The organism is Enterobacter sp. TCD1-1, assembly GCF_020567405.1.
Taxonomy (GTDB): domain Bacteria; phylum Pseudomonadota; class Gammaproteobacteria; order Enterobacterales; family Enterobacteriaceae; genus Enterobacter; species Enterobacter quasiroggenkampii.
Window position 1 is genome coordinate 1,878,040 of record NZ_JAJCXF010000001.1, and the last position, 19,345, is coordinate 1,897,384.

17 protein-coding genes are annotated in these 19,345 nt (G+C 58.0%); all 17 read right to left on the reverse strand.

Going from position 1 to position 19,345, the window contains the following annotated elements; all coding sequences use genetic code 11:
• Positions 1-33: 33 nt before the first annotated feature.
• The 17 genes from LJA86_RS09110 to tagF all read right to left on the reverse strand — a co-directional run bounded on the left by LJA86_RS09110 (position 34) and on the right by tagF (position 19,344).
• Complete coding sequence (locus tag LJA86_RS09110; protein ID WP_229226043.1) at positions 34-1,452, reverse strand: serine/threonine protein kinase; 1,419 nt, start codon at positions 1,450-1,452, stop codon at positions 34-36.
• Positions 1,453-1,476: 24 nt separating this feature from the next.
• The gene (tssH, locus tag LJA86_RS09115) at positions 1,477-4,092 is read right to left on the reverse strand and encodes a type VI secretion system ATPase TssH (RefSeq protein ID WP_229226044.1); all 2,616 of its coding nucleotides are present in this window, start codon (positions 4,090-4,092) and stop codon (positions 1,477-1,479) included.
• 38 nt (positions 4,093-4,130) lie between these two features.
• Positions 4,131-5,174, reverse strand: a complete 1,044-nt coding sequence (gene tssG / locus LJA86_RS09120) for a type VI secretion system baseplate subunit TssG (protein WP_229226045.1) — start codon at positions 5,172-5,174, stop codon at positions 4,131-4,133.
• Positions 5,171-7,042 (reverse strand): type VI secretion system baseplate subunit TssF, encoded by a 1,872-nt coding sequence (gene tssF / locus LJA86_RS09125; protein WP_048029473.1) that lies wholly within the window; start codon positions 7,040-7,042, stop codon positions 5,171-5,173. Before tssF ends, tssG begins: the two co-directional genes overlap by 4 nt.
• 2 nt (positions 7,043-7,044) lie before the next feature.
• On the reverse strand, positions 7,045-7,608 hold the full coding sequence (tssE, locus tag LJA86_RS09130) for a type VI secretion system baseplate subunit TssE (protein ID WP_024909842.1): 564 nt from the start codon (positions 7,606-7,608) through the stop codon (positions 7,045-7,047).
• Positions 7,601-8,413: a type VI secretion system accessory protein TagJ gene (locus LJA86_RS09135; protein WP_229226046.1), complete on the reverse strand. Its 813-nt coding sequence runs from the start codon at positions 8,411-8,413 to the stop codon at positions 7,601-7,603. Before LJA86_RS09135 ends, tssE begins: the two co-directional genes overlap by 8 nt.
• Before the next feature lie 9 nt (positions 8,414-8,422).
• Positions 8,423-9,421 (reverse strand): hypothetical protein, encoded by a 999-nt coding sequence (locus LJA86_RS09140; RefSeq protein ID WP_048029471.1) that lies wholly within the window; start codon positions 9,419-9,421, stop codon positions 8,423-8,425.
• Between the two features lie 16 nt (positions 9,422-9,437).
• A complete protein-coding gene (locus LJA86_RS09145; protein ID WP_008502637.1) occupies positions 9,438-10,235 on the reverse strand; it encodes a PP2C family protein-serine/threonine phosphatase in 798 nt (265 codons plus the stop codon).
• Positions 10,232-11,995 (reverse strand): type VI secretion system-associated FHA domain protein TagH, encoded by a 1,764-nt coding sequence (tagH, locus tag LJA86_RS09150; RefSeq protein ID WP_229226047.1) that lies wholly within the window; start codon positions 11,993-11,995, stop codon positions 10,232-10,234. Before tagH ends, LJA86_RS09145 begins: the two co-directional genes overlap by 4 nt.
• Positions 11,996-12,081: 86 nt before the next feature.
• Positions 12,082-12,498, reverse strand: coding sequence for a hypothetical protein (locus LJA86_RS09155; protein WP_083261442.1), 417 nt, complete (start codon positions 12,496-12,498; stop codon positions 12,082-12,084).
• Positions 12,492-13,481, reverse strand: coding sequence for a hypothetical protein (locus tag LJA86_RS09160; protein ID WP_069719021.1), 990 nt, complete (start codon positions 13,479-13,481; stop codon positions 12,492-12,494). The genes LJA86_RS09155 and LJA86_RS09160 overlap by 7 nt, the downstream gene beginning before the upstream one ends.
• Before the next feature lie 593 nt (positions 13,482-14,074).
• Positions 14,075-14,557, reverse strand: coding sequence for an Hcp family type VI secretion system effector (locus LJA86_RS09165; RefSeq protein WP_008502640.1), 483 nt, complete (start codon positions 14,555-14,557; stop codon positions 14,075-14,077).
• Between the two features lie 180 nt (positions 14,558-14,737).
• Entirely contained in the window at positions 14,738-15,127 is a 390-nt protein-coding gene (locus tag LJA86_RS09170) for a T6SS amidase immunity protein Tai4 family protein (protein ID WP_048224474.1), read from the reverse strand.
• A 369-nt stretch (positions 15,128-15,496) separates the two neighbouring features.
• A complete protein-coding gene (gene tssC, locus LJA86_RS09175; protein ID WP_021240385.1) occupies positions 15,497-16,996 on the reverse strand; it encodes a type VI secretion system contractile sheath large subunit in 1,500 nt (499 codons plus the stop codon).
• Between the two features lie 3 nt (positions 16,997-16,999).
• Complete coding sequence (gene tssB, locus LJA86_RS09180; protein WP_008502644.1) at positions 17,000-17,524, reverse strand: type VI secretion system contractile sheath small subunit; 525 nt, start codon at positions 17,522-17,524, stop codon at positions 17,000-17,002.
• A 75-nt stretch (positions 17,525-17,599) separates the two neighbouring features.
• On the reverse strand, positions 17,600-18,616 hold the full coding sequence (gene tssA / locus LJA86_RS09185; protein WP_229226049.1) for a type VI secretion system protein TssA: 1,017 nt from the start codon (positions 18,614-18,616) through the stop codon (positions 17,600-17,602).
• Positions 18,617-18,627: 11 nt separating this feature from the next.
• Positions 18,628-19,344 carry a type VI secretion system-associated protein TagF gene (tagF, locus tag LJA86_RS09190; protein ID WP_045908265.1) on the reverse strand — a complete coding sequence of 239 codons (717 nt, stop codon included), beginning with the start codon at positions 19,342-19,344 and terminating at the stop codon, positions 18,628-18,630.
• Between the last annotated feature and the right edge of the window lies 1 nt (position 19,345).

Genomic DNA, 19,345 nt, shown 5'->3' on the forward strand with positions numbered 1-19,345 from the left:
AAAAGAGGTTCGCATCAGTAACTGAGCGTCATTCTACGGATTCACCAGCCAGGTGCCCGGCTTGGCAATATCCAGCGTCTGGCCACGCGTTCTTCCGTTGCCCTGCAGTTCAATCTTCGCCTCACCGGCCGGCAGCTTGAGCGATGCATAGCCGTTGGTTCCCGGGCGCAGCGCTTTTGGCTCGCCGTTTACTTTCAGCGTTTCGCCGTCGAGGATGCGGATATAGACCAACGCAACAGGGCTCGCGGCAGGCGGTGGCGTCTGCTGTGCCGTCGCCGGTTCGCTCACCTTCGCCGTTTCTGGCTTCACGTCTGGGGCGTTCGCGGCGGTTTCGGTTGGACGCGTCTCTGCCGGTGCCTGCGCAGCCTGCTCTGGCGTATCGTTACCGCCGCTAAACAGCATCGCGCCAGCGACAACGCCGACCAGCACGCCTGCGGCAACCATGCCCGGGATCCTGTAGCGACGCCAGTCGAGCAGCGAAGCAGGTTGTTCCTCCTCCACCGGTATCAGCATCGTGCCGGGCTTTTTCGCCGTCAGCACATCGTTGATACCCGCGACCGGCATTTCAATCAGCGCGGCGAACTCGTCGATGGACTGCGGACGATCCTCCATGTGCAGCGCCAGCGCGCGGTCAATGGCCTGGAGTAGCGGGATGGAATAGCCCTGCGGCATGATTTCCACCAGCGGTTTGCAGGTATCCTGAATAGAGCGCACCACGCTGACCGGCGGCGGAGAACCCACAATCAGGGTACGCAGCACGGCGCCGAGGGCGTAAATATCCGTCCACGGGCCCTGCTCGCTTTCGTTGTCGTCGGTGTACTGCTCAATCGGCGCAAAGCCCGGACGCAGCATGGTTTCCGTTTCGTCGGAAAGGTTACCAATCGTGCGGCGCGCGGAGCCGAAATCGAGCAGCACCGGCAGGCCGTTATCCTGGATCTGGATGTTATCCAGAGAGATGTCGCGGTGCAGGTAGCCTTCGTCGTGGATGGTCTTGATCGCACCGAACAGCATCGGTAGCGTGCGGCGGATCCAGGCTTCGTTGATCAGCTCCGGCTTTTCTTCACGCAGGCGTGACAGCGTGGTGCCGCTGTAAAACAGCGTCCCCATGTAGGCCGTGTCGTTTTGCACCCAGAAGCGCAGGACGTGCAGCAGGTTCGGGTGGTTAAAGCGCGCCAGCAGACGCGCTTCCTGAATGAAGCTGTTCAGGCCCGCGGAGAACGCTTTGCCAAAGCGCTCGCTGCGCAGCACCAGGGTCATGTCGTCGCCGCGTACGGCGAGCGAGGAAGGCATAAATTCTTTGATAGCGATAGTGCGTTCGAGCTGGTGATCCCACGCGCGATAGACAATGCCAAAACCGCCGCCGCCGATCACCTCTTTGATTTCAAACTCGTTGAAGCGGTACCCGACCGGGAGCGCGTTTGGGACAGTCCGATTGTTATCATTATCCGTCATCTTTTACAGTTCTCTTGATGATTATTACGCGGCAAACTGACAGTGAAACTCGCCCTGCTCGCAGGTGACGTGCAGACGTCGGTACTGTTCGTCGCTGCGGCTGGCGGTAAGTAAGATCTGGCTCATCTGGGGCAGCAGGGTGTTGGTCAGAATAGCATCCACCATGCGTCCACCCGACTCCACCTCGGTACAGCGCTGAACAATTTGTTCCACCACGCTGTCGTCAAACTCAGAAATAATGCTGTGATTCTCTTCCAGACGACGCTGAATGCGCCTGAGCTGCAGGCGAACAATCTGCCCCAGCATCTCGTCGCTGAGCGGGTAATACGGCACCACCAGCAGGCGGCCCAGCAACGCCGGTGGGAAGACCTCCAGCAGCGGCTGGCGCAGGGCACCGCTTAACGCGTCCGGCTCCGGCATCAACTCCGGATCGGCGCACATGGCGCTAATCAGCTCAGTGCCGACGTTGGAGGTCAGAATAATGATGGTATTGCGGAAATCAATGTGGCGTCCCTCGCCGTCCTCCATCCAGCCTTTATCAAAGACCTGGAAGAAGATTTCGTGGACATCAGGGTGCGCTTTCTCAATTTCGTCCAGCAGCACCACGCTGTATGGACGGCGGCGGACGGCCTCGGTTAAAACCCCGCCTTCACCATACCCTACGTACCCTGGAGGCGCACCTTTTAAGGTGGAGACGGTGTGCGCTTCCTGGAACTCGCTCATGTTGATGGTGATGACGTTCTGCTCGCCGCCGTACAGAGATTCGGCGAGCGCCAGCGCGGTTTCGGTTTTACCGACGCCGGATGGGCCGCACAGCATAAAGACGCCCACCGGTTTGTTCGGGTCGTCGAGCTTAGCCCGCGAGGTTTTCACGCGGCGGGCAATCAGATCCAGACCGTGACGCTGGCCGATAACGCGCTGGTTTAGCGTGTCGGCAAGGTTGAGTACCGCGTCGATCTCGTTTTTCACCATCCGGCCCAGCGGGATCCCGGTCCAGTCAGAGACCACCGCGGCAACCACGTTTTCATCCACCGCGGCAAACAGCAGCGGCTCGTCACCCTGTAAGGCGTTCAGCGCCTGCTGCTGTTCCGCCAGCTTGCCGCGCAGCTCAGCGGTATCTTCCTCGCCCGCCGCGAACAGCGCGGCGCGCAGGCGGATAATCTCCTGCACCAGGCTGCGTTCTTCTTCCCAGCGCTCGGCCAGGGCTGCGCGTTTTGTCTCATACGCGTCGCGTTCGGCGCGTAATGCCGTGACGCGCTCGGCATCACCGGCCCCCACGCGCGCTTCGCGTTCGGCAATCTCAATTTCCACATCCAGCGCGGCAAGATGGCGCAGGCAGTCTTCCAGCTGCGCCGGCGGTGCGCTCTGGCTGACCGCGACGCGGGCGCAGGCGGTGTCGAGCAGGGCCACGGCTTTGTCCGGCAGCTGACGCGCCGGAATGTAGCGATGCGACAGCTTCACCGCCGCGCTGACCGCTTCGTCGAGCAGCAACACCTGGTGGTGCGTCTCCAGCGGCGACACGGTGCTGCGCAGCATCAGGATGGCTTTCGCTTCGTCCGGCTCGTGCACCTGCACCGTCTGGAAACGACGGGTCAGCGCCGGATCTTTCTCAATGTACTTTTTGTATTCCGCCCAGGTGGTGGCGCCGATGGTGCGCAGCTGGCCGCGCGCCAGCGCGGGCTTCAGCAGGTTCGCCGCATCGCCGGTCCCCTGCTGGCCACCTGCGCCAATCAGGGTGTGGATCTCATCGATAAACAGAATGATCGGCGTGGCGCTGGACTGGACTTCGTTAATGAGCGCCTGCAGACGGGCTTCAAACTCGCCTTTCATGCCTGCACCGGCCTGCAGCATGCCGATATCCAGCAGCCACAGCTGAATGTTCTGCAGCGGCTCCGGCACGTCGCCGTCGGCGATACGCAGCGCCAGACCTTCCACCACCGCCGTTTTGCCGACCCCGGCTTCCCCGGTCAGCAGCGGGTTGTTCTGACGACGGCGCATCAGGATATCGACCATCTGGCGGATCTCTTCGTCGCGCCCGACAACCGGGTCAATCTTCCCGTCGCGGGCACGGGCGGTCAGGTCCTGGCCGTACTGGGCCAGCGTCCCCTGCGCAGCCGGTACCGCACCCGCCGGTGCATCGACGGCAGCAGCGGCCTGCTGTGTCTCTTTACTGTTGGCGCAGATGGTATCGAACTGCTCAATCAATACCTCGACGTTAAGGCGGGTAAACTGCGCCGAAATGCTTTTCAGCACGTTGGCCAGATTCCAGGTTTTCAGCATGCCGATCAGCAAATGGCCGCCGCGAATGCGGCTGACGCCAAACTTCAGCGAGCCGAACACCCATGCGCGCTCCACAGCGCTGTCGATATGCTCGGAGAGATCGGAAACGGAACTCGCCCCGCGCGGGAGCACATCTAGCGCGGCAACGATATCGCGCGTCAGCTGCTGTTCATCAAGGGCAAAGTGGCGGATGACCTGCTGCAGATCGCCATCCTGCTGCTGCATCAGCTGATGCAGCCAGTGCACCAGCTCAACATAGGGGTTGCCGCGCAGCTTGCAGAACGCAGTGGCGCTTTCCAGAGAGGTAAATAACAGCGTATCCAGTTTGCCGAAAAGCACGGCACGGCTAATTTCTGACATGTTAGTTTCCATTAACAATGATTCGGTATACGGAAGGATTACCGCTCTGCGCGATACACCAGATCGCCGCGCGGGACAGGCTGCGGCTGAAGGCCCAGCCAGGTGTTATAGCCTAATCGCGCATGACCGCCGAGCGTGGCGCCCAGCACCGCGTCTGCGCGCAGGATCACCCGCGTTTCCCATTCAAACTCCACTCCGGCGTACTGACGCACCCAGTCGCGCAGCTCGGTGACCCACGCTTCACCCGGCAGAAAGCGGTTGTACTCCTCCGCGCTCAGCGGGCCAATCTCGATGCGAAACTTATGCTGCACGTCGCGGACGGCGACGCCGAGAAAGGCGGATTCACCCATGCGCGGCATGCGGCGTCCTGCTCCCAGCTGCGCTTGCTCGCGCGTGGAGAGCGGCATCCACTGCGGCACGTTGCTGACCAGTTTGACCGGCGCCTGAAAATAGCTGCGCAGGATCTTCTCCAGCCCCTCCGGATCCCGCCCATGACGGGTCAGGTGCCCGGCGTGGGTAAAGCGCGCGTGCGCGCTCAGGCTGCCGTTGTCCATCTGACCCGGCTGGCCCATCCCAATCAGCGACGCCAGATAGCCCTCAAAGCGCTTGTTATCGGCGCGGTCCAGCGAGACGGTGGGCTGCGCATCCGCCCAGGCGCGGTAAAACAGCAGCGCCAGACGATGGTGGAACAGATCGGCAAACGCGCTCAGGCTGGTGTCCTGATGATGATAAATACGCTCGCGGGCGTACTCGGTCATGTGGACAGGCAGCGGGCCGTTCGGGCCAAACAGGCCGAAGCTGAGGATAGACACCTCATGCAGCCCGCTCTCTTCCCGCTGACGCACCCTGGCCAGCGTCGACGGAGCAAAACTCATCGACGGCTGCTGGCCGATGCGCAGCGGTTCAAATTTTGGCAGCGGCGCGCGGCCCAGCGGGTAGCGCTCGCCGCCCTGGGCATCAATGCGCCTTAACAGCTGAAACAGATCGTAGCGCCAGGGCGTCTCACGGACGCCGTGCCAGAACGCATCCGGCAGCTTCGTCAGGCGATGCACGCGCAGCGGTACAGTGGCGGCGTCACTCATATCAGCGCCCTTTTACCCATGCGCGGCGCCCAGTAGCCAATCTCGCCGCGCTGCTGACTCTTCAGGGAGAACTCCGTAAAGCTATTGATAGAGACCAGGCGGGCAAAAAGACGCTCCATCACGCTGCCGAAGAGCCACGGACTGGCCCCCGAAAAGGCTCGCTCATCCACCGTCAGGGTAATGCCGATCCCGCGGGCGAACACCACCGGGCCGGGTTCAGGCACGCGGCGGTGAACCGGCTCCAGCACGCAGTGACGAACGCCTTCCACCTGACGCGCAACGGGCGTTTCGGCCAGGTTAGCGTACAGTCCTAACAGCTGGCGCAGCGCGGCAGCCCCCTCCTCATTGTCACTGTCCATCAGGCTCAGGTAGTTCATCTGCAGCTGGCTGATAAGCCGCCAGGTGCTGAACCCTTCCGCCAGCGCCGGACGCGGGGGCGTCGGCCCTTTACGCAGCGTGAGGGATTTCACCGGCATGGAGTCCGCCATAATGAACTGCCCGAGCTCCTGCTGCAGCATCAGCGGCAGGTCGCGGCTGGTGCAGAGCACCTCGGCAGAGATATAGCGCAGGTTTTCCTGCCAGGGGGCGTGCTGTTCATCCACCAGCGAGACAAAGACCTCCGAGCCGATATAGCCGGTACGGGTGCCGTAGCGCAGGGCATGCTCGGACAGCACGCGCTGTTCACGGCGCAGGGAAAAATAGGCTCCGTAGTTGCCCGCATCGCCGCTCCAGGTACTCCAGAACGGGCGAAACGTCTGGTCATCGCGCTGACCATCCGCGCTGCCATAGATTTTTTTGACCGCGTAAATCTCATAATCCAGCGGACGGATGTTATCGACCACCAGATGGTATTCATGCTGGCCTTCATTCAGCTTCTGACGCGCCGCGACCTTTGGGAACAGGTTGATGACCGGGGTGCAGTGCAGCGCCAGGTGGCTGGCATCGACCACGCGCTCCAGCTGTTCATCCGACTTATCCAGCAGGATGAAGATGTCGAAGGCTTTCTCACCTTCACAGCGCTGGATCAGCGTGCTCAGGCCGCTGAGGCTGATGAACCGGAATCGGGCCGGAAAGGCGAAATACTCCTGCAGCAGACGATAGCCGTCAAAGTTGCGCAGATCGTCCGGAAGCAGCGCCTGGTCAGGCTCAAAGCCCTCCTGACGCAGCGCGTCCGACGCCAGCAGCTGTCGCTGCGGCTGCGGGCTGACCGTCTGACAGACAATCCCGGCGTGGTGCTCCATCACCAGCTCCAGCAGCTTCAGCGCCTCGATATCCGGACCGGCGAGGAAAAATTCCAGTCGGTCGAAATCCAGGTGCCCGAGATTTTGCGGGCCGTCGCAGGCGATGCGGATCCGCAGGGCGCTGCCGATCCCCCGCTGGCTCAGACCCAGCTGTGCGAGCGGCAAATCGGCGGGGACACCGCCCAACTCGACCTTGTCGATTTTCAGCGGCAGCAGGTTGACTTCGTGCGCCGTGGTATAGCTGCAGGTCACGCCGGTTTTTTTCAGCGCCAGGCTGTCCATCATGGTACCGCGCGGCACAATGAATCCCTTGCTCAGGTCGCCCCGGCTGCTGTCGGGCTGAATCTCCGCAATCGCCATCGACGGCGTGGGCGCAAGATAGTTCGGCGCAATCATCTCCAGCAGACGCTGGGAGAAGCGCGGAAACTCCGCGTCCATTTTCATCTGCACGCGGGAGGTCAGGAAGGCGAACCCTTCCATCAGGCGTTCGGTATACGGGTCCGCCACGTCGATGCCGCGCATGCCCAGCCGTCCGGCGACTTTAGGGTAGCGTTCGGCAAACTCGGCCCCCATTTCGCGCAGGTAGGCCAGCTCACGGTTGTAGTATTCGAGCAGTTTACTTTCCATGATTACCCCGCATCTTTCAGTTCAAAATGGCCGTTTTCCAGATCGACATCGGTACGAAACAGAAACTCCAGCGGGTACGGCACACACCATAAACGCCCTTTTATCTCGATGGAGAGCACGTTGTGCAGATCCAGCGAGGAGGTATCCGACACGCAGCGGACCTGCAGCCCCTGCGGCAAAATGCGTGGTTCAAAATTAATGATGGCCTCGGTGAGCTTGCGCTGAATGTCGTGCCATTCGATGTCCGACATTCTTTTCCCGGCCAGCGGCGCGACGCCGAAGTTAACCACCGAGCGGCTCACGTGCGGTAACGCGCTCAAATCACCGGAGGCATCGTGGTTGATGGTATTAAACAGCCACTGCAGATCCCGCAGCACATTGCGACGCAGGGCGGCGTGGGTGATCAGATTGCTGTTGGCCGACTCGCGCTTTTTTTCCGGATCGTTATCGGTGAGGCGATCGAGCAGCGAAGGCTGCATTTTGTCGCGCGCCCCCACCTTCTCCTGCTTGCTGCGGGCTTGCCAGCCGCTGCGCAGCAGATCGCCTTCGCCAGCGGGATTACTCATCGGCTCCATCCGTCGCTAACGTCACGAGGCTCAAGGACAGCAGCGGGCTTTCGCTTTGCTCGCTCAGCCAGGCCTTCTGGCCCTGGCCTTCATACAGCGTGCCGTCAGTATCGAGCGGGTGCCAGTCGGTGGTGCGCCCCAGTTTGACCGCATCGGAGGCATCGGCTGCAAACGGGTAACGCGCCGGGATCTGACACACCTGTTCCGTTCCGTCGGTCAGGCGCACCAGCGCGTGACGCCAGACCAGATCGGTGACGCTGGCAGGCGCCTGGAAACGGATCTCCGCGATGGCGTTAAACGGCAGCCAGAAATAGCGGCCGTTGACGATGGTTTCGCACACCGGGCCGAGACGGGCATCGCCGTCCATCAGCCAGTCAAAGGCCTGCGTCTCCTCGTTTTCAAGGGTGACACTACCAGGGTTTGCCTGCGCCTGTTCAAGGGCTTCCAGACGCAGCGCCTGCGCGCGCTCGCCCTCCTCGCTCAGCGCCGCGGCAAGGGTGGTCAGCCACGGCCACTGGGTTTCAGGCATCGCCGGACGCGCCTGTCCCGCCATCACCTGCGCGCGCTGCAGCTCGCCCTGAATGGACTGCTCCAGCAGCGTGACGGTGGGCTTCGCCTGCGGCTTCAACGCCAGCCAGCTTTTCAGCTGGGTCAGGGCACGCGTCCAGTTGCCGCTCAGGGTTAAAAACTGCACGAACGCGGCGCGGAGGTCGGCATCTGCCGGACGGGCTTTGATTTCTGCTTCCAGACGCGCGAGCGCGTCGTTAAGCGACTCACCCGCCAGGTGTTGATAGAGCGTATTCATTGCCATTCCTTAATTTGCCGCGCGCCATGCGCCGACGGCCGGATCGCGCAGCTGAGGACGCAGGGTGTCAATCAGAACGATATTCAGCGGGGTGCCGGGTGCCACCCAGGCGCTCCAGGTTTTTTTCACCGCCGCGATACGCGCCTGCAGTTTTGCATCATCGCTGGCGGTTTCACGGGAAATCTCCACCGCGACCGTGCCGTTGCTCTTCCAGCTGTTCAGGGCGTTGTCGTAAGGCAGGATCATCCAGCTCTGGTCGCTGTTTGGAGTGCTGAATACCATGCGCTCTTTGTTGACGGAGGTGATCAGCGCGTTTTCCGGGTCGGCGCTTTGATTCAGCCCGGTGACCGGGAAGCCATGAATGTATGTTACCGCCATCTCTTTCTGCCCACCGTTGCGGGACTGCGACACAACGGTGTGTCCGCTCAGCCAGCTGCCGTTCCCGCAGCGGGTGGTGTCAGAATCCGGAATAAAGAGCGCCGGTGCAGAAGCGCCCCCTTCCCAGAATGTGCGCAGGTGGCAGCCGTCCTGAAGCGTAAACTCCTGCCACGGCGTACGGTCGGCGGCAACGGTGCGGGAAGCCACGTTCTGGTCGGGCGGCAGTAACGCGCCGCTGGCTGGGGTCGCGGTGACGGTCGCGGCAGACGCGGCCTGCTCCTGTTTCACCACCAGCGCCCAGTCCTGCGCTTTGCCTGCCGTGCCCTGTGCCAGCGTGGTACCCGCCGGATCGTTGAGCGTCCAGCTGAGTTTATTCACTTTGCTGCACTGGTGTTCCAGCAGTGAGCCAAGACGTGGCACAAAGTTCTCCAGCACGGAGACGTCTTTCTTGCCGTTCGCCACAATACGCAGCGCCACCTCAGGCTTACACCAGCTCTGCGGCGTGTTGTCTTTGATGTTGTCGATCCAGATATCCAGCTTCTGCGCAGGAGACTGCACGATGCGGAAATTTTCAGCCTGCGCGGTGGAGGTCGCCGCCAGAAGTGCCAAACCCGATAGCCAAAGTTTCATATCGTTCCTTGTGTGTCTAATCAGTTCCGCAGGGAAGAAATTGTGCTGCGTCAGAGAGGGTGTGCAGCAAAGTGGTGTCCTGAGGGTTGCCCATCCATACCGCCAGGGCAGTATAGTTATCCTGAGCATTCCCCTCCTGCTCGCCATTCTTTTGAATGATTTGGTTCATTAAGGTGAGCCACTCCTGCGGCGTATTCACCATGTGCAGCGACTGCTTCATTTGCTCTTCGCTGACGCCGTGCCAGAATCCGTCGGTGCAGAGTAAGAATGCATCGCCGTCTTCAACCTGCACCACGTCGCTGTAGCTCGCTTCCGGCCCGCCGTTTTCAATCCCGAGCGCCAGATAGAGCAGATTGCTGTTCAGGTTGTCGGTCTGGTGTCCGGCATCTTTCATCTGCTGCACCAGGCTGTGGTCGGTGGTCACATGCCACAGCCATCCGCGGCGGAACAGGTACAGGCGGCTGTCTCCGGCATGCGCCCAGTAGGCCAGCCCGTAATCACGGTCAATGAACAGGCTGACCAGCGTCGTGCCCATCCGGCGATAGTCCTGAACGGCCTGCTGTTCGCTGAGAATGGTGCGATTCGCCGTCTGCACGTAGTCGCGGATGTGCTGCGCATTAAGATGTTTGTCGCCATCGAAGCGGGAGATAATGCTGTTGCGGGCCAGCGCGGCGGCCACCTCGCCGCCCGGCAGCCCCGCGATGCCGTCGCAGACGACAAAGCAGGCTGAACGTTCCCCTATGGTTTCTCCCGTCTGATCCTGGTTGCTGGCGCGCGTCCCCTGGCGGGAGAGAGAAGCCGTTGCGATATTCATTTGTCTTCCGATCCGCTCTGTGAGTCTTTGTACTGATTGACCTCCATGTCATAGGCATGAAGGAAGGCCTCGCCGAACAGGGTGTGGAAGTCGTCCTCAATCTCGCCCGCCGTCTCGCCATAGCTGCGAACAAAGTAGTCCCACAGGGCGGCTTTGCGGCTGCCCGGCAGCGCCAGACGCGAGGTCATGCCGTTCTGCTTCGCCTGCTCTTCCAGCTGCTCCGGGTTAAAGGACTGCAGCATCGCGGCAATGATGGCGCGGATGCCGGAGATCATACCCAGCTGGTGCGCCTGCAGATCGATCAGCGCATCGCGCACGGATTTGGTTGGTGGCATAAAGCCCGGCATCGGGGTGCCGAACATTTGGATTAATACGGTTTTGCCGGTCGGCAACAGCTTGAACGGGTTGTTGGCATCGTCCAGCACCATGGTCATGTCGGCTTTTACGCCGCGCTTGAGGATAGAGCGCGAGGAGAGCAGCGCCACGGTCCCCTGAGAGAACATACCGAGGATCTGCCCCAGCTGACGCATATTTTCACGGTCAAACTGCGGAACGGGCTGCATTTCGCTGAGCCCCATGCCTTCCAGCAGCGCCTCCAGCAGCTCGCCCTGCAGCACTTCACCCTTCTCACCGCTGTTTGCCGTGGCGGTTGGCGAGGCGGCGTTATTGACCGGGTCGATGCGCAGGCGGCCCTTCGGGGCCTGCGCGCTGCTGCGCGCAACGGCCTGTGGCGTTGGCATGGTGAAGCCTGCGTAATCCGGTCGCGCGGGTTCTTCTTCAGCACGCGGTTCTTCCTGCGGCTCAGGGGCGAACAGCGGGGAATCGGCCAGCACGTCCTCTTCCTGCTCAGGTTCCGGCACGGGAGCAGGCTTCTCGTTGATAATGTCATCCGGATGGGTTAACGGCGCGCCGCCCATCAGCCCGAGCGGGTCGTCATTGCGCGCGGCTGGCGCGCTGGCTTTACCGCCAAACAGGGCCAGCGGATCGAGCTCGTCCGTCGCCTCTTCTTCTGGCTTAACGGGGCTCGTCTCGCCCGGCGGCACCAGGGTTGACGGGGTGACGTCGTCAAAAATACTCTCTTTTTTGAACAACGCTTCATCGCTGAACAGCGTATCCGGATCAACATGCTTACGCTCGAGCGTCGGATCGCTGTCGTTGAACATCGCCAGCGGATCTTCGGCGTTACGCTCCGGAGCCGCAGGCTGGGAGAACGGATCGTGCGATGCAGCAGGCTGCGGCTTTGTGCGGTTACTGGAGATGCTGTCGGAGATGGAGAACTCCTGCATCAGGCTATCCCAGATCTCCGTTGGCACGGCGGTCGGCTCGGTTTTCCCGCGCGGTGCGGCATTCGCCGGTTTCGGCTGCTGCGCTGGCGCAGGGGCGACCGTCGGACGCGCCTGCTGGTGCAGGCTGGCCGCCATGCGGCTTACGGGCTGCGTATCGTGGATCAGTTCGGTCACTTCAATACGGTAGTCATCAATACCGAGAATATCGCCATCCTGCAGCTCAACCTGACGTCCCCGCTCCAGCGGAATGTCATTTAATACCACGCGGGTGACGCTGCCACGGTTGGTCACGCGGCATTCGCCCTGGGCGTCAACGTGAACAATGGCCTGCAGACGAGAGATGGTGCGGTCATTGTCCGGCAACACCAGATTGTTATCCGTACCGCGCCCAATGGTGCCGCCCGGGGCGTAAAAATCACAGCTGCTTTGCGGCGGCTGATGACCGGGTTTCGTAGAAATAATCGTGAATCGCATGGCGTATTCCTGCTGGTATGATTAGCGCTCAAACGCTGCCGCTCTCGGAGCGAGAACGGCGGCGTTTGAGAAATTGAATATCAAAACTATTTAATGAAGATGATAAAATATAATCCAACAATGAGCCATAGAGTGAATATTAACGCCTGTAACTTATAACGGCGATGTAACTTTAGTATCCAACCAATTTTTTCTTCTGGTAACGACTGTACATATTTATAAGCATCTTCCTGAACAAGCCGTTCACGCGTAAATTTCATTTTAACGCCTTTATAAAGGCGAACAAACCAAATTATTTTTTGATAATTGGCCAGAGAACCAAAAAAAGAAGCATAGTCGGTTACAAGATCCAGATCATATCCCTTGTGCCGATAGTCTGAAAGTAACTGATTATAATCAGCCTCGTGTTTTTTGAAATAACGAGAACTGCGCAGGTCCATAATTACAACAATCAGCAATAAAACCACGATAAGTAGTAATAGTAAGTTCTCTATATTCACCATATTTTATCCATCATATACTCAGTCGCTCCGCCCGCTATCTCGCCACCAACGTATCCTCCTGCAGCAGCCCCGACAATGGAGCAAGCGAGCAGTCCTGCGCCCCCCGTCGCAACACCAAGCGCAACGCATACACCAGCACCTGCCATGGCTCCGTATTTACCACCGTAAATACCCCCTGCCAGGCTTGCACCAAAGCTGCTGTATTTTTTCACAGCGACTTTAGAGCAACTCTGCTCTCGTCCCGCGGTGCAGGCATTGTAAACTTCATTAGTGGTATTTGCACCTGCAAAACCTATTGCAAGCCACCCTCCCGCTTTAAGAAAACGAGCAGCCTTAGAGGCATTATCGATATAAGTTGAATAACCACGAATAGAAGCGACTCCGGCTGTACTCCATTCATGTACAATGGATCTGCTTGACAAGCCTAATGCATGCTTCAATTCGTTATAGGGTTTCATCTTTAAGGTCAGTCGGGACAATTTGTTCAATAAACCATCCAACTCAGAAAAGAGGCGCTGACGCTCAACAAAAAACTGTTGGCTTATCAATGTCCCTTGTGCTCTGTACTGATTCTGGTAAGCCAACTCAATGGATTTAAGATTTTTTTCTATTTCGCTAAAATATTTTTCGCCTGCATCAGCAACGACACCAAGGGACTTATCCATAAAATTAGTGACAGCAGCAATGGTACTAAAATGTTGATTAAAGAAATTCGCTTCTCCAGAGTTAAGATCGGCCAGAGCACCATTGACTTTCTTTTTAGCAAGCTGTAATTGCTTAAGCTGCACAGAATTATTACTTCCCGGAGCACCAAGAATCAACATCTGCCCAGGTTTTGACCACTGCACATCACTATTAACCTTCATGAAATAACGCGCAGCATCACTATTTGGATCGTTGAATAAAAGCCTTGTCTGGAAATCCAGGGTTCCGGGTTGCTGAACAATACAATATCCCGGATTAACTAATGATTGGTTAGCCATATTCATTCCCTTTGTTTTTTGCAAAAGCGCTCACAAATAAGCATACCCATTTAAATAAAAGCGGAGTTGAATTAATATCCAAAGGTTGACACTTCCTTAAAGACATCAACATTTGAAAACGCTTCTATTCTATTCTAGCCAGCGATAATTCGCCTCTGGAACTTACACTTAGAATAAAGCGAGTAGCATATCGAAAAATAGTATTGTGATTTCTCGATTGTAATACCACATCATACTCCCCTGACTGCCAGTCTACTTTATCCCAGCGTAGGCACTCTTCAGATTTCAAAAAGCGGCTGGAAGGAAATGCTCCTGGAGAGAAGATGCTTTCCCATTCGTTACCTACACGTCGAGATATCGAGGGTTCATAAACTAACACAGCCTCACCTGGTTCAGTGTCATTCGAAACGCCAAAACAGGGGGCATTTTTTTCCACCTTAACAGTTAAACTCTGAAACTGAGCAGGGTGGGATATGCAGGCGCTACATGATAATACAATGGGTATTAACGTTAACGCTCTTTCCATCGCAAATACACGCCGAATAGTGAAGCAACCATAATGACCGGGGAAAACTCCCCGGCCACATACGCAATTATGCTTCTTTGTTTTCTTTGATGTTCCAGCCAGCGCTGCTTTCAGCACCTTTACCACCCGACGTGGTCTGCTCCCAGTACTGCTGTTTCACTTTCGCAGCCTGGAATGCGTAGGTCACACCAACGGTATCGCCGTTGTCTGCACCGGTGTACTGAACAGAGGTCACCAGCACATCTTCCAGCGTAATGCGGGAGTATTCCACCTGCTGGCCGCCCGCTTTACAAACGGACAGTTCGACTTTGGTCAGGTGTTTACCGCTGGCGCAGTGTTTCAGGATAGCGGTGGTGGATTTGTCGATCAGCGCGTTAACGTGCAGGTCGTTAAAGTTAACTTTACCGGCACCGCCGCCACCGCCAACGCTCATATTACCTGGCTGGGAAGCGCCCCAGGAGAAGGAGGTAATATCAGTCCAGCCGGTGTGGTTAGAATCTTTAGATTCGCCCGTAACACCCTCGACCTTCAGAAACATATCAATAGCCATAATATCTACTCTTCGTGGATGAACAATATTGCTTTCGAAAAAGCACTTATATGGCAAACAGGAAAGCATGGGGCTGAATAAAACCGTCCATATTTTACCTCTGCCTCATATCAAATGACCCGTGTCATTTGACAGTCTTACATTCTCCCTGAATGAACGGAAAGAATGTGAAGTCTTTTGCTACTGCGGATTATCCTGAATCCAGGTACGTTCAGGATCGCCTATGATGACCTGCGGAACCAGTTTGTTCAGCTCATCGCTATGATAAAGACGTAAACAGTTTAAGGTTACGCCTTTGACATCGGGTTTTCGCTCTGAATGAAAACCGTTAATTTGATTTTTATATTTTCCGATGAGGGCATCCACTTTATCAGTGCCATTTTCGGCATCAAAAGGTATCCACTCAATGAATGCACTCGCACTGCGGGCCGCATCAGCAGAAAACTGGCTGCCTTTATCTGCCACCTGCGCGAGGCATCGCGCCAGAACTAAATCTTTTAAAACCTGCCGGTATGTTTGCTGATGATAAAAATCAGGATAGTTATTTCCGGCACACACATAAGAGGTCATAAATACGAGGAAAAAACAGAAACGTTTCACCTTAATATCCTTTGCCATAGGATCCGCAGCGCATCAGTCCGCGTAAAATACTAATTTTTCTCTTTCCGTTTTTCTGCGACAACGTATATCCCTATCGCTAATGCATTAAGTCCAGCGCATAGAAATGCATGCATTGCGATTCGCGGGAAATCTGCCGGCCAGTCAAAGATAAACAAATAGTAGCCAGATACCGTCACAAACAGCATGAATGAAATTATTAGCAATGTATAAATGGCTAAATAGCTGATGAATTTTCGTATTAACGCTGTCATAGTCAAATTCATTAGCTATCTCATATTCACCGAAATGTAGCCGGCCCTCCAGGGCCGGCACTCATCATCACGCGTCTTTCGTCTTCAGCGACGGCAGTTTAGATACCAGACGCAGGGAAACGGTCAGACCTTCCAGCTGGTAGTGTGGACGCAGGAAGAACTTCGCGGCGTAGTAGCCTGGGTTGTCCTCAATCTCCTGCACCTGCACTTCCGCAGCGGCCAGCGGTTTACGGGACTTGGTTTCCTGGGAGGAGTTCGCCGGGTCACCGTCGACGTAGTTCATGACCCAGTCGTTCAGCCAGCGTTCCATCTCTTCGCGTTCGCGGAAGGAGCCGATTTTGTCGCGCACGATGCACTTCAGGTAGTGAGCAAAACGGCAGCAGGCGAACAGGTACGGCAGGCGTGATGCCAGGCGCGCGTTAGCGGTCGCATCCGGATCGTGGTACTCCGCCGGTTTTTGCAGGGACTGCGCGCCGATGAAGGCGGCAAAGTCGGAGTTTTTGCGGTGAACCAGCGGCATAAAGCCGTTTTTCGCCAGCTCGGCTTCACGACGATCGCTGATGGCGATCTCGGTCGGGCATTTCATATCCACGCCGCCGTCATCGCTCGGGAAGGTGTGGCACGGCAGGTTTTCCACCGCCCCGCCGGACTCCACGCCGCGAATCGAGGTGCACCAGCCGTACTCTTTGAAGGAGCGGTTGATGTTGGCGGCCATCGCGTACGCGGCGTTCGCCCACGAGTAGCTGTTGTGGTTCGCGCCGTCGGTCTGCTCTTCAAAGTCAAAGCTGTCGACCGGGTTGGTGCGAATGCCATACGGCAGGCGCGACAGGAAGCGCGGCATCACCAGGCCCAGATAGCGGGCATCTTCCGATTCACGCAGTGAACGCCAGGCGGCGTATTCGGTGTTCTGGAAGATCTTGGTCAGGTCGCGCGGGTTGGCCAGCTCCTGCCAGGACTCCATCTGCATCACGCCCGGTGCGGTACCGGTAATGAACGGACAGTGCGCTGCAGAACCGATGCGCGCCATTTCGCCCAGCAGCTCAACGTCCTGCGGGCTGTGGTCGAAGTAGTAGTCGCCGACGATGCAGCCAAACGGCTCGCCGCCGAACTGACCGTACTCCTGCTCGTAGATTTTCTTGAAGATCGGGCTCTGGTCCCAGCCCACGCCCTTGTAGCGCTTCAGGGTGCGGCCCAGCTCCTGCTTGGAGATGCTCATAAAGCGGATCTTCAGCATCTCGTCGGTTTCAGTGTTGTTCACCAGGTAGCTCAGACCGCGCCAGGCGCTCTCCAGCTTCTGAAATTCTTCGTGGTGAATGATCTGGTTCACCTGCTGCGACAGCTGCTCGTCAATACCGGCAATCAGGTTCTGAATAGTGCGGTAGGTATCGTTCGAGAAGGTGACGGTATTTTCCAGCGCCTGCTGCGCCAGGGTTTTGACCGCGCTTTCTACGGCGGAGCGGGCCTGGTCGGTTTTCGGGCGGAACTCTTTGTTCAGCAGCGCGCTGAATTCATCCTGGCTGAACGCCTGACCCGCCTGCTGCTCGTGTTGTTGAGTCTGGTTGCTCATCGATTATTCCTCGCTACCTTTCGCACTTTCGTCATTTTTCGGCAACTGGCTCAGGGATTTGAGCAGCGTCGGATCCTGCAGAATTTTTGCGATCAGCTCTTCCGCACCGTTTTTGCCGTCCATATAGGTCAGCAGGTTGGAGAGCTGGGTGCGCGCTTCCAGCAGCTTGTTCAGCGGCTCAACCTTGCGGGCCACCGCGTCCGGCAGGAAGTCGTCCATGCTGTCGAAGGTCAGATCCACGTTGAGCTTACCTTCGCCGGTCAGGGTGTTATCCACCTGGAACGCCACACGCGGCTTCAGCGCCTTCATGCGTTCGTCAAAGTTGTCGATGTCAATTTCCAGGAATTTACGCTCGTCGACGGCCGGCAGGTTTTCCACCGGTTTGCCGACCAGATCGGCCATAACGCCCATCACAAACGGCAGCTGAATTTTACGTTCTGCACCGTAGATCTCTACGTCATACTCGATCTGCACGCGGGGGGCACGGTTACGTGCGATGAATTTCTGCCCACTGTTACTCATTGCCATGATGTTCTCCATCAAAGATGCGCGGTGAAGGTGAAACGCCAGGCTCCATGCCTGACGTCATAATGCCTGGACGCGCTATTCGCGGCGCCCAAAGATGTTTTCCAGTTGGTTAACGCCGTCTGGCGCCAGGTCGCGAATAATGTCCATAAAGTTAAGTTCTGACAGCCGCTGCACCCGTTCAATCATCAGCGGCGCGGGGTGACTCGGTTCGTACTGTGCAAAATACTGCTTCGCTTTTTCCAGCATCAGCTGGGCGTCGGCGCGGCTGGTGACCTGCACGCTGCGCCAGTCGGTGACCGGCTGAACGGGCTGCGTTGCCGTCGGCTGCTGCTCAGTCTGGGGTTCAGCCTGCGCCTCACGGTTCGGCAGCAGCTTGCTGATGTCGGTCACCTGACAGGCGCTGGCCACCAGCCCCACGGTTTTCAGCAGCTGTTCCATCTCAGGCACGCCGCTTTCACCGAGATGCCCGGTGAGCAGCTCGCGAATCGCCAGCAGACGTTCGTTGATGACGATAACCGCTGCGGTTCCCGGCTGGTCGCCGCGGGAAAGCTCGTCAATCAGCCGTGGACGGCCGCCTGGATAGTCGGGACACTCCGTCTTACTGCCGTCCAGCAGGGCCTGGGCATCCCTGAGCGAAATTTCATCGCCGTTTGAACGCAGCAGCGAGGCGTTACGCACGGCGACGGTGAGGTCAGATTTATCGCTCAGTCCTGCCAGGGCGTTAATGCGGTAGAACGGATCGGTTTCGCCATACTCTTCCAGCAGCGGATAGAGCGGCTCCCAGTAACGGGCGATCGCCTCCTGCACCAGCAGTAATCCGTCCGCATAGCCCGCCAGCCCGCGACGGCGGGTCCAGGCATGGGTTAACGCCAGCAGGACGCGAAGATCTTTGGTGCGGGTCAGCAAGCTGGTGGCGTATTTTTCGACCGTGTTCCAGTCAGCAGGCTCCGCCGGGATAATGGTGTCGCCAAACTGCTGTTCCGCTTTCCCAAGGCTTGCCTGGTTCATCGCCTGAAAGTCGGCGTCATATTCCAGGTTTTCGCCGCAGGGCTTGTCGGGGCTTATCGGCGCGAGAAATTCTTCGATATTCATGTGATCCCTGCTTATTCAAACATAGGCGGATAGAGACCGTGACGGCCCGGACGGGCCCCCCCTGCCGGATCGAACAGCAGGGTGAAAAGCTGCCCGGTGAAGTTACCGCTGTGAACGTGGGTGTACAGCGGGTAACCGTCGCAGCGGTTGGTCCACCAGTAGCTGGTCTGACGCAGCGGATCAAAACACTCTGCCGCCTGCGGCCAGCCCAGCGTGCTCTGACCGTCCTCGTCATAGCCAATCACATCCAGGATGTCGGAGCGCTTTTGCGGCTCGACCGGCTGCGGCGCCGGAATGGTCATCAACATCTCATCCAGCTGCGAGGCGGAAAAACTGTTGCGCACCGCGTGCAGCCCCAGGCGCCCAATCTGCTGATACCAGCTTTCGGCCTGGCTGAGCAGGCTGGTCGACCATTCGGACGGCGCGAAGCTCAGCTGAAGGCAAACCGGATATTGTCGGCCAACGCTGTCGCGGCCGGGCAGCAGACAGCCCATCTGGATCATCTGGCTGCCCAGCATGGGCGGTACCACAAAATTCCAGACTGGCGCTTTCTGAAACGGGCGCTCGCCGCTGCGCTGCTCTTCCTGCTGCCAGGCCAGCAGACCGACCTGGAACCAGTGCGACCACTGGCGCTGTAAGGTGTCAGGAAAGCGACGCTGCAAAAAATCTCCGGCGCTGGGTAACTTGCCATACCAGCTGTAGCGGTTCATCGCAGGGGTATTCGTCATA